12 protein-coding genes are annotated in these 14,874 nt (G+C 68.4%); 7 read left to right on the forward strand and 5 right to left on the reverse strand.

Going from position 1 to position 14,874, the window contains the following annotated elements; translation table 11 throughout:
- Positions 1 to 92 precede the first annotated feature (92 nt).
- Positions 93 to 4,790 (forward strand): glutamate synthase large subunit, encoded by a 4,698-nt coding sequence (gene gltB / locus MKK52_RS16485; RefSeq protein ID WP_243955627.1) that lies wholly within the window; start codon positions 93 to 95, stop codon positions 4,788 to 4,790.
- A 103-nt stretch (positions 4,791 to 4,893) separates the two neighbouring features.
- Entirely contained in the window at positions 4,894 to 6,327 is a 1,434-nt protein-coding gene (locus MKK52_RS16490; protein WP_243955628.1) for a glutamate synthase subunit beta, read from the forward strand.
- Positions 6,328 to 6,339: 12 nt separating this feature from the next.
- Here the strand turns inward: MKK52_RS16490 and MKK52_RS16495 are convergent, their stop codons facing one another.
- From MKK52_RS16495 to galE, 3 genes are all read right to left on the reverse strand, one after another.
- Positions 6,340 to 7,740 (reverse strand): DUF459 domain-containing protein, encoded by a 1,401-nt coding sequence (locus tag MKK52_RS16495; RefSeq protein ID WP_409564685.1) that lies wholly within the window; start codon positions 7,738 to 7,740, stop codon positions 6,340 to 6,342.
- Positions 7,741 to 7,831: 91 nt separating this feature from the next.
- Positions 7,832 to 9,019, reverse strand: coding sequence for a lytic murein transglycosylase (locus tag MKK52_RS16500; RefSeq protein WP_243955630.1), 1,188 nt, complete (start codon positions 9,017 to 9,019; stop codon positions 7,832 to 7,834).
- 3 nt (positions 9,020 to 9,022) lie between these two features.
- On the reverse strand, positions 9,023 to 10,015 hold the full coding sequence (galE, locus tag MKK52_RS16505) for a UDP-glucose 4-epimerase GalE (protein ID WP_243955634.1): 993 nt from the start codon (positions 10,013 to 10,015) through the stop codon (positions 9,023 to 9,025).
- Between the two features lie 166 nt (positions 10,016 to 10,181).
- Between galE and MKK52_RS16510 the strand changes: the two genes are divergently transcribed.
- Positions 10,182 to 11,048: a UTP--glucose-1-phosphate uridylyltransferase gene (locus tag MKK52_RS16510; RefSeq protein WP_243955636.1), complete on the forward strand. Its 867-nt coding sequence runs from the start codon at positions 10,182 to 10,184 to the stop codon at positions 11,046 to 11,048.
- A gap of 203 nt (positions 11,049 to 11,251) precedes the next feature.
- Here MKK52_RS16510 and MKK52_RS16515 read toward each other — a convergent pair whose 3' ends face one another.
- Complete coding sequence (locus MKK52_RS16515; RefSeq protein WP_243955638.1) at positions 11,252 to 12,163, reverse strand: N-formylglutamate amidohydrolase; 912 nt, start codon at positions 12,161 to 12,163, stop codon at positions 11,252 to 11,254.
- 210 nt (positions 12,164 to 12,373) lie between these two features.
- On the opposite strand from MKK52_RS16515, the gene cpdR reads away from it, so the two are divergent.
- The 4 genes from cpdR to MKK52_RS16535 all read left to right on the forward strand — a co-directional run bounded on the left by cpdR (position 12,374) and on the right by MKK52_RS16535 (position 14,389).
- Complete coding sequence (cpdR, locus tag MKK52_RS16520; RefSeq protein ID WP_003603128.1) at positions 12,374 to 12,730, forward strand: cell cycle two-component system response regulator CpdR; 357 nt, start codon at positions 12,374 to 12,376, stop codon at positions 12,728 to 12,730.
- Positions 12,731 to 12,815: 85 nt separating this feature from the next.
- A complete protein-coding gene (grxC, locus tag MKK52_RS16525; protein WP_243955640.1) occupies positions 12,816 to 13,085 on the forward strand; it encodes a glutaredoxin 3 in 270 nt (89 codons plus the stop codon).
- Positions 13,078 to 13,917 carry a carbon-nitrogen hydrolase family protein gene (locus MKK52_RS16530; protein WP_243955641.1) on the forward strand — a complete coding sequence of 280 codons (840 nt, stop codon included), beginning with the start codon at positions 13,078 to 13,080 and terminating at the stop codon, positions 13,915 to 13,917. Before grxC ends, MKK52_RS16530 begins: the two co-directional genes overlap by 8 nt.
- 19 nt (positions 13,918 to 13,936) lie before the next feature.
- On the forward strand, positions 13,937 to 14,389 hold the full coding sequence (locus tag MKK52_RS16535; protein ID WP_243955642.1) for a DUF1178 family protein: 453 nt from the start codon (positions 13,937 to 13,939) through the stop codon (positions 14,387 to 14,389).
- Here the strand turns inward: MKK52_RS16535 and MKK52_RS16540 are convergent.
- Positions 14,386 to 14,874, reverse strand: coding sequence for a disulfide bond formation protein B (locus tag MKK52_RS16540; RefSeq protein WP_243955643.1), 489 nt, complete (start codon positions 14,872 to 14,874; stop codon positions 14,386 to 14,388). The genes MKK52_RS16535 and MKK52_RS16540 overlap by 4 nt on opposite strands.

Raw genomic sequence — 14,874 nt, forward strand, 5'->3', positions numbered from 1 at the left:
GGCCGGTCGAAGGTGATATCGAGGCACGAAACCTGCTGGCGGAACCCGAAGGATCGGGCGCGGCTCGTGACGAGGGAAGGACGAGAGGAAGCATGGCTGGACGCGGTTTCGCCCCCGAGCCGAACGCTCCCCGCGGCGCCACCACGGCGCCGCTCATCGTGCGCGACCCTGCTTTCCCGAAAGCCCAGGGCGCCTACGACCCCGCCCATGAGCGCGACGCCTGCGGCGTCGGCTTCATCGCCGACATGCACGACCGGCGCAGCCACTCCATCGTGCAGCAGGGCCTGAAGATCCTCGAAAACCTCGACCACCGGGGCGCCGTCGGCGCGGACCCGAAGATGGGCGACGGTTGCGGCATCCTCACGCAGATCCCGCATGCCTTCTTCGCGGAGGAGTGCTCGCGCCTCGGCTTTGAGCTTCCGCCCGCCGGGCAATACGCCATCGCGCAGCTCTTCCTTCCGAAGGCCGAGCAGCCGCGCCGGGTGATCGAGGGCATCGTCGCCGCGACGCTGGCGGCCGAGGGTCTGCCCCTGCTCGGCTGGCGCGATGTGCCGGTCGATTCGTCCGATCTCGGTAAGGCGGTCCTGGCGACGGAGCCCTGCCACCGGCAGGTCTTCATCGGCTGCCCGGCTTCGGTGTCGAACCAGGATGCGTTCGAGCGGCGCATCTACGTCGCCCGCAAGGCGATCTCGAACACCATCTACAAGCACGACGACCAGCGGATGAAGGAGTTCTATCCGGTCTCGGTTTCGACCCGCACCATCGTCTACAAGGGCATGGTGCTGGTGAACCAGCTCGGGAACTACTTCCTCGACCTGAAGGACGAGCGGTTCGTCTCGGCGCTGGCGCTCGTGCACCAGCGCTTCGCCACCAACACCTTCCCGACCTGGCGGCTGTCTCACCCGTATCGCTTCGTGGCGCATAACGGCGAGATCAACACCCTGCGCGGCAACGTAAACTGGATGGCCGCCCGGCAGGCGAGCGTCGATTCGGACCTGTTCGGCAACGACATCTCGAAGCTCTGGCCGATCTCCTACGAAGGCCAGTCGGACACCGCTTGCTTCGACAACGCGCTCGAATTCCTCGTGATGGGCGGCTACCCGCTCGCCCACGCGATGATGATGCTCATCCCCGAAGCCTGGGCGGGCAACCCGCTCATGGATGAGGAGCGGCGCGCCTTCTACGAGTACCACGCCGCCCTGATGGAGCCGTGGGACGGGCCGGCCGCCGTGGCCTTCACCGATGGCCGGCAGATCGGCGCGACGCTCGACCGGAACGGCCTGCGCCCGGCGCGCTACATCGTCACCGACGACGGGCTCGTCGTGCTCGCCTCCGAGGCCGGCACGCTGCCGATCCCGGACGAGAAGATCGTCCAGTCCTGGCGCCTTCAGCCGGGCCGGATGCTGCTCATCGACCTGCAGAAGGGCCGGATCGTCTCTGATGAGGAGATCAAGGGCGAACTCGCTCAGGCGCACCCCTATGCCGACTGGGTGAAGAACACCCAGATCGTGCTGGAGGACCTGCGCCCGGTGCAGCCGCGCGAGTCGCGGGGCGACGTCAAACTGCTCGATCGCCAGCAGGCCTTCGGCTACACGCAGGAAGACCTCAAGCTGCTGATGCAGCCCATGGCCGTCACCGGCCAGGAGGCGGTCGGCTCCATGGGCACGGATACGCCGCTCTCGGCGCTCTCCGAGAAATCGAAGCTACTCTACACCTACTTCAAGCAGAACTTCGCGCAGGTGACGAACCCGCCGATCGATCCGATCCGCGAGGAGGCCGTGATGAGCCTCGTCTCGTTCATCGGGCCGCGGCCGAACCTGCTCGACATGGAGGGCGCCTCCCGCCGCAAGCGGCTGGAAGTCCGCCAGCCGATCCTGACCAACGGCGATCTGGAGAAGATCCGCTCCATCGGCCATTTCGAGGACCGGTTCGACACCAAGACCCTCGACATGACCTACCCCGCCGAGAATGGCGCGGCGGCCATGGAAGGGGCGCTGGACCGTCTCTGCGACCGCGCCGAGGCGGCGGTGCGCGGCGGCTACAACATCATCGTGCTCACCGACCGGGCGGTCGGGCCGGATCGCATCCCGATCCCGGCGCTGCTCGCCACGGCGGCCGTGCACAACTACTTGATCCGCAAGGGGCTGCGCACCTCGGTCGGCCTCGTGGTCGAGTCGGGTGAGCCGCGCGAGGTGCATCACTTCGCCTGTCTCGCCGGCTACGGCGCGGAGGCGATCAACCCGTACCTCGCCTTCGAAACCCTGGTCGAGATGAAGGACGAGTTCCCGCCGGACCTTACCGACGACGAGATCATCTACCGCTACATCAAGGCGATCGATAAGGGTCTGCTGAAGGTCATGTCCAAGATGGGCATCTCGACCTACCAGTCCTATTGCGGCGCGCAGATCTTCGACGCGGTGGGCCTGAACTCGGCCTTCGTGGCCCGGGACTTCTTCGGCACGGCGACGACCATCGAGGGCGTCGGCATGGCCGAGGTCGCGGAGGAAACGGTGCGCCGTCACCGCGACGCCTTCGGCGATGCCCCGGTCTACCGGAACGCGCTGGATGTCGGTGGCGAGTACGCCTACCGCCTGCGCGGCGAGGTCCACACCTGGACGCCGGATACGGTGGCGACCCTGCAGCACGCGGTGCGCATGAACGTGCCCGAGCGCTACCGGGAATACGCCAAGCTGGTGAACCAGCAGGAGAACCAGCTCAAGACCCTACGCGGCCTGTTCCGCATCAAGTCGGCCGAGGAGATCGGCCGGGCTCCGGTGCCGCTCGATGCCGTCGAGCCGGCCGCCGAGATCGTGAAGCGGTTCGCCACCGGCGCCATGTCGTACGGCTCCATCTCCAAGGAGGCGCACGAGACGCTAGCCATCGCCCTCAACTCCTTCGGCGGTCGCTCGAACTCGGGTGAGGGCGGCGAGGAGGTGGAGCGGTTCAAGCCCCTGCCGGACGGGCGCTCGCGGCGCTCGGCCATCAAGCAGGTGGCATCGGGCCGGTTCGGCGTGACGACGGAATACCTCGTCAACTCCGACATGATGCAGATCAAGGTGGCCCAGGGCGCCAAGCCCGGCGAGGGCGGCCAGCTGCCCGGCCACAAGGTCGATGCGAAGATCGCCAAGGTCCGCTACGCCACGCCGGGCGTCGGCCTGATCTCGCCGCCGCCGCACCACGACATCTACTCGATCGAGGATCTGGCCCAGCTGATCTTCGACCTGAAAAACGTGAACCCGTCGGCGGACGTCTCGGTGAAGCTCGTCTCCGAGGTCGGTGTCGGCACCGTCGCGGCGGGCGTCGCCAAGGCGCGGGCCGACCACATCACCATCTCGGGCTTCGACGGGGGCACGGGCGCGGCGCCGCTTACCTCGCTCAAGCACGCGGGTGGCCCGTGGGAGACGGGGCTGGCCGAGACCCAGCAGACGCTGGTGCTCAACGGCCTGCGCGGACGCGTCGCCCTCCAGGCGGATGGCGGCCTGCGCACCGGGCGGGACGTGATCGTCGCGGCCCTGCTCGGCGCGGACCAGATGGGCTTCTCGACCGCGCCGCTGATCGCGGCCGGTTGCATCATGATGCGCAAGTGCCACCTGAACACCTGTCCGGTGGGCGTGGCGACGCAGGACCCGGTGCTGCGCAAGCGCTTCAAGGGCACGCCCGAGCACGTGGTGAACTACTTCTTCTTCGTGGCGGAGGAGGTCCGGGAGATCCTGGCCGCCCTCGGCTTCACGAAGCTGGAAGAGGTCGTGGGCCGCTCGGACATCCTCGACAAGGTCGCGGCCATCTCGCACTGGAAGGCGAAGGGTCTCGACTTCACGAAGCTGTTCCACCGGCCGGACGTCGGCCCCGAGATGGCGATCCGCCATGTCGAGCGGCAGCATCACCCGATCGACACCGTCCTCGACCGGCGGCTGATCGAGGGGGCGCGGAGTGCCATCGCCAACGGCGAGCCGGTCGTGCTCACCGACACGATCCGCAATTCGGACCGTGCGGCGGGGGCCATGCTCTCCGGCGAGGTCGCCAAGGCGCACGGCCATGACGGCCTGCCCGACGACACGATCAAGGTGCAGCTCACCGGCACCGCCGGCCAGAGCTTCGGCGCCTGGGCGGCGGCGGGCGTGACCCTCGAACTGACCGGCCACGGCAACGACTACGTCGGCAAGGGCCTGTCGGGCGGCAAGCTGATCATCCGGCCGAGCGACGCGCTCAAGTCGCCGTCCGAGCGGACGATCATGGTCGGCAACACCGTGCTCTACGGGGCCATCGCGGGCGAGTGCTACATCCGTGGCTCGGCCGGCGAGCGGTTCGCCGTGCGCAATTCCGGCGCCATCGCGGTGGTCGAGGGCATGGGCGACCACGGCTGCGAGTACATGACCGGCGGCGTGGTGGTGTCCATCGGCGAGACCGGGCGCAACTTCGCGGCGGGCATGTCGGGCGGCCTCGCCTACGTGCTCGACGAGGACGGCTCGTTCTCCAAGCGCTGCAACCTGTCGATGGTCGATCTGGAGCCCGTCGAGGAGGAGGACGACCTGATGCGTCGCTTCCACCAGGACGGCGACCTAGAGACCAAGGGACGGGTGGACATCCTCGCGGACATGTCGGGCCACGACGAGGAGCGGCTGAGCCAGCTCATCACCAACCATCTGAAGTACACGGGCAGCCCGAAGGCCAAGGCGATCCTCGAGGATTGGGCGAGCTATCGCACCAAGTTCGTCAAGGTGATGCCGGTGGAGTACCGCCGGGCGCTGCGCGAGATGGAGATGGCGCGGATGCCGGTGGCGGCGGAGTAATCCAGCCGCGACCAGTCGGCGCGCGGAAAGGGCCGCGCGCCGGAGCCAGCACTAATTTCAGGCCCCGGATCGGACGATCCGCGACGGCCTCAAGGGTTGATCGATGGGCAAGATCACGGGCTTCCTCGAATTCGATCGGCAGGAGCAAAAGTACCAGCTCGCCGCCGACCGCGTTCGGCATTTCCGCGAGTTCACGCTCCCGCTGGACGAGCATGACCTGACCAAGCAGGCGGCCCGCTGCATGGATTGCGGCATCCCGTTCTGCCACGGGCCGACCGGATGCCCGGTCCACAACCAGATCCCGGATTGGAACGACCTCGTCTTCCAGTCGGATTGGGAGGAGGCCTCGCGCAACCTCCATTCCACGAACAATTTCCCCGAGTTTACGGGCCGCATCTGCCCCGCCCCGTGCGAGGAAGCCTGCACGCTGAACCTCGAGAACCAGCCGGTCGCCATCAAGACGATCGAGCAGGCCATCGCGGATCGCGCCTGGAACATGGGCTGGATCAAGCCCGAGGTGCCGGAGATCCGCACCGGCAAGCGCGTCGCGGTGATCGGCTCCGGTCCGGCCGGCATGGCGGCGGCGCAGCAGCTCGCCCGCGCCGGGCACGACGTCCACGTCTTCGAGCGCGAGCCGAAAGCCGGTGGCCTGCTCCGCTACGGCATCCCGGACTTCAAGATGGAGAAGCGCCACATCGACCGGCGCGTGAAGCAGATGGAGGCCGAGGGCGTCGTCTTCCACTACAACGAGAACATCGGCGTCACGAAGTCCGTCGAGGAGCTCAAGGCCAAGTTCGACGCGGTGATCTTCTGCGGCGGCGCCGAGGATCCCCGCAACCCGAACCTGCCGGGCCAGGAGTTCGAGGGCGTCCATTACGCGATGCCCTACCTCGTTCAGTCGAACCGCCGGGTCGGCCAGGAGCCGATGCGAGGCAACGGCGAGGCGCCGATCCTGGCGAACGGCAAGAACGTCGTGGTGATTGGCGGCGGCGATACGGCTTCCGATTGCGTCGGCACGGCCTTCCGCCAGGGCGCCTTGTCGGTGACGCAGCTCGACATCCGCCCGCGCCCGCCGGAGCGCGAGGACAAGCTGACCGTGTGGCCCTACTGGCCAACCAAGATGCGGACCTCTTCCAGCCAGGCCGAGGGCGCCGAGCGCGAGTTCCAGGCGGCGACCCTGCGCCTCGAAGGCAACAAGAAGGGCGTGCTGACCGGCGTCGTCTGCGCCCGCGTCGATGCCAAGCGGCAGCCGATCCCCGGCTCGGAATTCGTGCTTCCGGCCGATCTCGTCTTCATGGCGATCGGCTTCGCCGGTTCGGTACAGAAGGGCCTCGTCGAGCAGTCCGGCGTGACCGTCGACAAGCGCGGCAACATCACGGCCAACGAAGAGGATTACCGCACCTCCGATGCGAAGATCTGGGCGGCGGGCGACATGCGTCGCGGCCAGTCCCTGGTCGTCTGGGCGATCCGCGAGGGCCGTCAGGCCGCCCGCGCCATCGACGAAGCGCTGATGGGCGCCAGCGTCCTGCCGCGCTAAGGCGGCAGGGACTCAGCCGGGCGGCCAGCGGAAATCGTCGGCCCGTCCCGGCTGCGGGGCGGGGGCGTTGCCGCGCTGGAGGGTGCGCTCCACCGTTCCCATGGAATCGCCTTCCTGCGGGCGGCCGCTCAGCAAAGCGCCGCCGGGCGACGTCTCGTTGCGCAGCAGCGGCACGACCGGTCCCGCCGCCGGCTTCACCGGCAGGGCGGGAATCCCGGCGGGCTCGGGCAGGCTCGGCAGCATCGCGGTGATCTGACGGTCGATGGCCGCCGTGTCGCCGGGCTGCGCGTCGCCACCGTCGAGGCTCGCCCCCGGCACGCCGGCCGGCACACCCGGCGCGACGGCGGCCGTGGCAGGCTGCTCGGGCAGGGACGGCGCGGCCGTCCCCATCAGCCGCTTCAGCTCGACATCGGCAAAATGCGCGAGCTTGCGGTTGCCGGCCTTGGTGAAATGCACGCCGTCCGAGGTGCGCAGCTTGGCGATCTGCCCCTCCGGGTCCGGACCCGACGCGGTATAGCGGTCGCGGTCGTCCACGAAGCCGGGCCAGATGTCGACATAGGTCCCGCCGGCCTTCGTCACCGTCTCCCGCACCATGTCGTTGATCGCTTCGAGGTCGCGGGTCAGGCTCTGGCTCTGCATCGGCGGCAGCCCGACCCAGATCAAGGGAATCTTCCGGTCGGTGAAGGGCTTCACCAGGGCCTCGACTCGTGCGCGGTAAAGCTCCTTCCAGCGATCGGTCAGCGGATCGACCGTCGTGTCGCCGTCCTTGATCGGCTGGCGGTCGTTGGCCCCGACCATGACAAGCCCGTAACGGACCTTGGGGTTAGCGGTCAGGTAATCGTCGGCCACCTTCGGCCAATCGACCACGTCCTTGCGGACGAGGCCGCTATCGCCCTTCGCCCGGTCGACCACGGCGATATCGGAATTGTCCTCGAAGGCGTCGTCCAGGCCCTTGGCGAGATGGTCGGCCAGGGAATCGCCGAACACCGCGATCTGCACGCTGGGATCGGTCTTGGCGGCGACGGCCTTCGGCGGCTCCGGCGGGCGCACCCGCTGCGGTCGCCGCTGGACGCTGGGTGACCGCTGGCTGTCCGCGTTACCGTAGTTGCGCTGGCGCGGCGGCGGCGGGCGATAGGCGCGCTCGGGCTGCGGCGCGGCCTGCTGCGGCCTGTCCTCCCACGGCCAATAGAATTGGCGCTGCGGTTCGGGCTGCGGCGCGTAGCGCGGCGGGCGGTTGTAGGCGCCGTCATCGCGATAATAGGCGTCGCGCGGCCGGCGGCGGGGGGGCGCCTGATAATAGCCGCCGCGCGGATCCGAATAGCCGTCGCCCCATTGGGCGGCGGCCTCACCCGGCGCCAGGACCATCAGGGCGAGCACGGCCGCCAGGGAGAGGGGAGAGAAGGATCTCGTCATACGCTCACGCCTTCCGTCCAGCTTACCCGGAGGAAGCGCCCACGATAGCGGAACGAACCTGCGCCGTCTAAGCGCGCAGGCCTGCGATGGTTCACCGCCCCCTTAGATGCGCGAGCAGGGCGGGAGAGGCGTAGCCATCCGCCGGAAGACCCGCATCGATCTGGTAGCGGCGCACCGCCTCGCGCAGTTTCGGCCCGGCCCGGCCGTCCGCCTCGCCCTGGTAGAAGCCCTTATCGGCGAGGCCCTGCTGCAGCGCCTTGATGCCGGCGCCGTCGAGGCGCGGCGCAGCCGTCGGCCAGGGGGCGGCGAGGGCTGGGCCGCCCGCGAGACGATCCGCCAGATGGCCTACGGCGAGGGCGTAGGAATCGGAGGTGTTGTAGCCCCGGATCACCTCGAAATTGTCGGTGAGGAGGAAGACCGGCCCGCCGCGCCCGCCCGGCAGGAACAGGCTCGCCTTCCCGGAACGGGGAAGGGCGCCGCCATCCGCCCGCGCCACGCCCCGCGCGGCGAAATCCGAGAGGTCGCCGGCATAGCGGCTGAGGTCGAAATCGTCCGGCAGGCGCACCTCGTAGCCCCACGAGACGGCGGGGTTCCAGCCGAGATCCTTGAGGTAGGCGGCAATGGAGGCGAGGGCGTCGGCCTCGTCCCGCCAGATGTCACGCCGTCCATCGCCGTCGAAATCGACCGCATGGCCGAGATAGGTCGAGGGCAGGAACTGCACCTGCCCCATCGCGCCGGCCCAACTCCCGCTCATCGTCGCCGGGGTGATGTCACCGCGCTGCAGGATCTGAAGTGCGTCGAGCAATTCGTTCCGGAACAAGTCGCCGCGATGGCCGGCGGCAGCCAGGGTGGCGAGGGCCTTCACGGTGGAGATCGTCCCGGCGCTGGCGCCGAAGTCCGACTCCACCCCCCAGATCGCCAGCACGACGCTCTCGGGTACGCCGTAGCGCGATTCGATGCCCTTCGGGGTCGCGGCCAGGGCCTGAGCCCGCGCCCGGCCCCGCGCGATCCGCCCCGGCGTCACCGCCCCGACGAGATAATCCCAGACCGGGCGGCTGAACTCGCCTTGCTTCTTCGTCCGCGCGAGGACGGCCGGGTCAGGACCCTTCACGTCGCGGAAGGCCGCCGCAAAGGTCCCGTCCGACACCCCGCGCGCGGCGGCATCCCGGCGCAGGTCGGCGAGGAAGCCCACGAAGGATGGGCTTCCCTCCGGCTTGGCCGAAGACGGCGCGGCAGCCAGCAGCCCGAAGGCGACGAGGGACACCGCGAGATGGCGCATGGCTCAGACCCGGTTGCGCTTGCTGAGGTGATCCTCCCAAGCGAGGGCCTGGGTCACGATGGTCTCCAGGTCGTCATAACGGGGCACCCAGCCGAGGCGCTCGCGGATCTTGTCCGCCGCCGCCACGATCCGCGCAGGGTCTCCGGGACGACGGGGGGAGATGCGCACCGGGAAGTCCTTGCCCGATACCTTCTTCACCACCTCGACCACTTCGAGCACGGAATAGCCGAGTCCGTAGCCGCAATTCAGCACGAGGCTTTCGCCGTCGCCCCGGAGATAATCGAGAGCGAGGCGATGGGCTTCGGCGAGGTCTGTGACCTGAATGTAATCGCGCAGGCACGATCCGTCCGGGGTCGGGTAATCCGTGCCGTAGACGTCGAGGCGTTCCCGCTGGCCGAGGGCGGCCTGGGTCGCGACCTTGATGAGGTGCGTCGCGTTCGGGGTCGATTGACCCGAGCGTCCCTTCGGATCGGCCCCGGCGACGTTGAAGTAGCGGAGCACCACGTAGGTGAAGCCGAGCGCGGCGGCGGCGTCCGCGATCATCCACTCGCTCATCAGCTTGGAGCGGCCGTAGGGGTTGATCGGGTTGAGGCTCACGGTCTCCGTCACCGGGACCACCTCCGGCTCGCCGTAGACGGCCGCCGTGGAGGAGAAGATGACGTGGCGGACGCCCGCCTTCACCGCCGCCTCGATGAGCGCCCGGGTCTTCACCGTGTTGGCGAGGTAGTAGCCCAGCGGGTCGGACACCGATTCCGGCACCACGATCTTGGCCGCGAAATGCGCCAGCGCGTCGATCTTGTGTTCGCGGATGGTGCGGGTGACGAGGTCCTGATCGGCCACATCGCCCACCACGAGGGTCACACCCTCCGGCACCGCCCAATCAAAGCCTGTCGAGAGGTCATCGAGCACCACGACGGCCTCGTGTCCGGCATCCAGCAGCGCGAGCACCATATGGCTGCCGATATACCCGGCCCCCCCTGTCACCAGCACCGCCATCGCATTGTCTCCGTTGAAGCCGAGAATTAACGCTACCCGTAGCGTCCGCCGATATATTTACGGCGGACTGCTGGGCAGTATCATGAAACGGACCTTGCGATGACCGTTGCGGTCTGTCTCATCGTCGGGTCCATCCTCAACTCTATCGCTTCAGGGCCAACGCACGATGAAACCGATCCGCAAGGCCGTCCTCCCCGTCGCGGGCCTGGGCACGCGTTTCCTGCCGGCGACCAAGGCCGTTCCGAAGGAAATGCTGACCGTCGTGGACCGGCCGGTCGTCCAGCACGTCGTGGACGAGGCGCGCGAGGCGGGCATCGAGCATTTCATCTTCGTCACCGGCCGCGGCAAGGCCGTGATCGAGGACCATTTCGACATCGCCTACGAGCTGGACAAGACCCTGGTTGAGCGCGGCAAGCAGGCCGCCTATGACGAGTTGAAGAAGGACCTGCCCCAGGCGGGCCAGACGAGCTTCACCCGCCAGCAGGCGCCGCTGGGCCTCGGCCACGCCGTGTGGTGCGCCCGCGAGATCGTCGGCGACGAGCCCTTCGCCGTGCTGCTTCCCGACATGCTGAGCCGGGGCTGCATGGGCCAGATGCTGGCCGCCTACGAGCGGCACGGCGGCAACGTCATCGCCGTCGAGGAGGTCGCCCCCGAGGAGACGCATCAGTACGGGATCGTCAGCGTCGGCGACACCTTCGGCCAGACCTTCGAGATCACCGGCATGGTCGAGAAGCCCAAGCAGGGCACCGCGCCGTCGAACTTCATCATCTCCGGCCGCTACATACTGCAGCCCGAGATCTTCGGCATTCTGGAGCATGGCAAGAAGGGCGCGGGCGGCGAGATCCAGCTCACCGACGCCATGATCGACCTCATGGCCGAGCAGTCCTTCTACGGCATGCGCTACGAGGGCCGGACCTACGACACCGGCTCGAAGCTCGGCTTCCTCACTGCCAACGTCGCCTACGCGCTGGAGCGCCCGGACCTCGCCGGCCCGCTCAAGGCCGAGATCGCGAAGCTGCTGGCCGACCAGTGAGCGAGTCCCCTGTTTCGGCGGGGGTGCCATGCGCCGAAAGCAGGATCTGCGGCAAGAACGGACCTTGTCTTTTGTGCGCCGCACTGTATTTTGTGCATCGCAGGAACGCGATGGCGTCGCGGTCCTGTTGCCCTTCTTGGGCGTTTCCTCCCTAGACTTCGGGCCGCTCCTTCGGGAGTGGCCTTTTTTCTGTGCGGTAGGCTTTATTCGGCCGCCATCCGGGGCAGGGAGACGTTGCCCGCCCCCTTCGCCACCGCCGCGACGATTGATTCGAGCGCCGTGACCAGCGCGGGAAAATCCCGGGTCAGGGCGAGGCTGGATTCGTTCATGTACAGTGCGCGGTTCATCTCGATCTGAAGGGCATGGCGCCCGAGGTTCGGCTCGCCGTAATGCTCGGTGATGAAGCCGCCGGCATACGGCTTGTTGCGCACCACGCGGAACCCGTGCGCCTGGAACTGCGCCTCGAAGGCGTCGATGAGTGCCGGGCTGCAGGCGGTGCCGTAGCGGTCGCCGAGCACCACGTCGGCCTTCGCCTCCTCCCGCCCGAGGCTGCTCGACGGCATGGAGTGGCAATCGATCAGGATGCAGGTGCCATGCGCCTTCGCCGTGCGCTGGATCAGCGCGCGCAACATGCGGTGGTACGGCTTGTACAGTGTCTCGATCCGCGCCACCGCCTCCTGCGCGGTGATGCGGCCGGCATAGATCTCCTGCCCGTCGGCCACCACGCGGGGCACGGTCCCGAGCCCGCCCGCCACCCGCATGGAGCGCGTGTTGGCGTAGGGCGGCAGCCGCCCCTCGAACATCCGCGGGTCGAGTTCGAAGGGCTCGCGGTTCACGTCGAGATAGGCGCGGGGGAAGTTCGCCCGCAGCAGCGGGGCGCCGAGCCGCACCACCGGCTCGAACAGCCGGTCGACATGCGCGTCCTCCGAGCGGCGCAGGCTCAAGCCGTCCAGGCGGGAGGCCGCGAGGAAGCTCGGCGGATAGACCGCGCCCGAATGCCCGGTGTTGAACACGAACGGGATGGAATGGCTCTCCGGCTCGTCCACCGCGAAGGGTGGGGCGAACAGAGAGGCGGGCCCGGTCGGCCCTGACGTTTCCGTGTCGGAGATTGTCATCGTCGGCGTGGACGCTCCGGCTGCGATCCCGTATCCCGTCTGCACAGTCTGGGGCGCGGATTCGCGCCTGTCCACTGGCCGCGTGCTCGGTTGCAACGACACAACGGCCCGTAGGTCATCAGTTTGCGGTACCCGCTTTGGTTACCCGTTGTTTACCAAGCCGTCCCTTTGTGGGATCAACGCTTCGACTCAAGGTCTCGGAACCGTCCGATGAAAATTCTGCTGGCGGAAGACGACAACGACATGCGCCGGTTCCTGGCCAAGGCGCTGCAGAACGCAGGCTACGACGTGCTCTCGTTCGACAACGGCCTCTCGGCGTATAACCGCCTGAGGGAGGAGCCGTTCGAACTTCTCCTCACCGATATCGTGATGCCGGAGATGGACGGGATCGAACTGGCCCGCCGGGCCACCGAGCTCGACCCGGACATCAAGGTGATGTTCATCACCGGCTTCGCGGCCGTGGCGCTGAACCCGGACTCGAAGGCCCCGAAGGACGCGAAGGTGCTCTCGAAGCCGTTCCACCTGCGCGATCTCGTCAACGAGGTCGAGAAGCTGCTCGCCGCCTGACACGGCTGCGCGTGACCGCGCTGCCATAGGCAAGTTCCGCGCGAAGCCCCTATATGGGTGATCTTCCGCGCGGGACGCAGCGACAATGCAGCCGGTCACCATCTACACCACGTCCTGGTGCCCATATTGCGCGGCGGCCAAGAGCCTGCTGTCGCAGAAGGGCGTGGCCTTCCAGGAGATCGACGTGGAGCGCGCGGCCGGCGCCCGTGCGACGATGGTCGAGCGGGCAGGCGGCCGCACGAGCGTGCCGCAGATCTTCGTCGGCGCGACCCATGTCGGCGGGTGCGACGATCTCTATGCCCTCGACCGCTCGGGCAAGCTCGATCCGCTGCTGAAGGCACCGGCCGATGCCTGAGCGCTTCATCGCCGCCTGCGTCCAGATGCGATCCGGGCGCGACCCGGCGGCCAATCGCGATGCCGCCGTCGCGGGCCTGCGCGAGGCGGCGGGGCAGGGCGCCAGCTATATCCAGACCCCGGAGATGACCTCCCTGGTGGAGCGCAGCCGCGAGCGGCTGTTCGCGGTCGTCACGGACGAGAACTCCGATCCCACCCTCACCGCCCTGCGCCAGACGGCGCGGGAGGTTGGCGCCTGGGTGCAGGTCGGCTCCATCGCCGTGCGCAACGGCGAGAAGATCGCCAACCGCGCGTTCCTCATCGACCCGGAGGGCGGCATCGCCGCCTCCTACGACAAGCTGCACCTGTTCGACGTGGATCTGCCGAGCGGCGAGAGCTGGCGCGAATCCTCAACCTATACCGGCGGCGGCTGTGCCGTGGTGGCGGAGACGCCGCTCGCCACCTTCGGCCTGACGATCTGCTACGACATCCGCTTCCCGGCCCTCTACCGGGCGCTGGCGGAGGCCGGTGCCACGGTCCTCACCGGCCCGGCCTGCTTCACCCGGCAGACCGGGGAGGCCCATTGGCTGGTCCTGCAACGGGCGCGGGCCATCGAGACCGGCTCGTTCATGATCTCCGCTGCGCAGGGCGGCGTCCACGAGGACGGCCGCGAGACGTATGGCCACTCGATCATCGTCGATCCGTGGGGCCGCGTCCTCGCCGAGGGCGGCACCGAGCCGGGGGTGATCCTGGCCGAGATCGACCTTTCCCAAGTCGCGGATGCGAGGGCGCGCATCCCGTCGCTTCGCCATGCCCGGCCGTTCAGCGTCGAACGGATCGTGGCGAAGTCCTGAGACACCGAACCGCACGCGAATGATCCGGTACAATCTGGTCTGCGAGGCCGCGCACGGCTTCGAATGCTGGTTTTCCTCCTCGGATTCGTACGAGATCCAGGTCTCGCGCGGCCTCGTGACCTGTCCCCATTGCGGCAGCGGGTCGGTCTCCAAGGCCATCATGGCGCCGATGATTGCGCGCAAGGACCGCGCGGAGGTGCCCATCCCGGCGCCGACGCCCGAGACGCCGGTGCGGATGATCGCCGAGCCGGAGCGCAAGCTGCGCGAGATGATCAAGGCGCTGCACGACCATGTGGCGGCCCATTCCGAGCATGTCGGCGAGCGTTTCGCCGAGGAGGCGCGGAAGATCTATTACGGCGAGGCCGAAGGCCGCTCGATTCACGGGCATGCGAGCCTCGACGAGGCCCGCGCCCTGATCGATGAGGGGATCGAGGTCGCCCCGATCCCGATGCTACCGGACGACCGGAACTAGCGCCGGAGCGCCGTCGTCCCCGCGAAGGACGCCAGGACGAAGGATACGAGCGCGCTCCATCCGGCGAGGGAGACGCCGAGGACGCGCAGGGCCGCCACCGAGCAATCCACCACGCGCACGCTCTGGAGCGAGTTCATGAAGTCGCCGACGGCGGCAGGGTTGGCGCCCGTGCCGCCGCCGCAATCGGTCGGGCCCGGCCAGAAGCCCCATTCGGCGCCGGCATGATAAACGCCGACACCCGCGCCATAGAGCAGGCCGAGGGCTGCGAGGCCGAGGGCGAGCCGAGCGAGCCGCTCCGGCGCGAATAGGGCCACGAGGCCGAGCGGCACCGCCGCGTAATAGGGCAGACGCTCGGTCAGGCAGAGCTTACACGGCACGTAGCCGTAGCCGTATTGCAGCACGAGCGCGGCGCCGACTGTCACTGCCGCGACGAGGGCGAGCCAGAGGCCGGCTGTCTTCAGGCGGACGGCAGCACGCGTATCCAT

The organism is Methylobacterium sp. J-067 (assembly GCF_022829465.1).
GTDB lineage: Bacteria > Pseudomonadota > Alphaproteobacteria > Rhizobiales > Beijerinckiaceae > Methylobacterium > Methylobacterium litchii.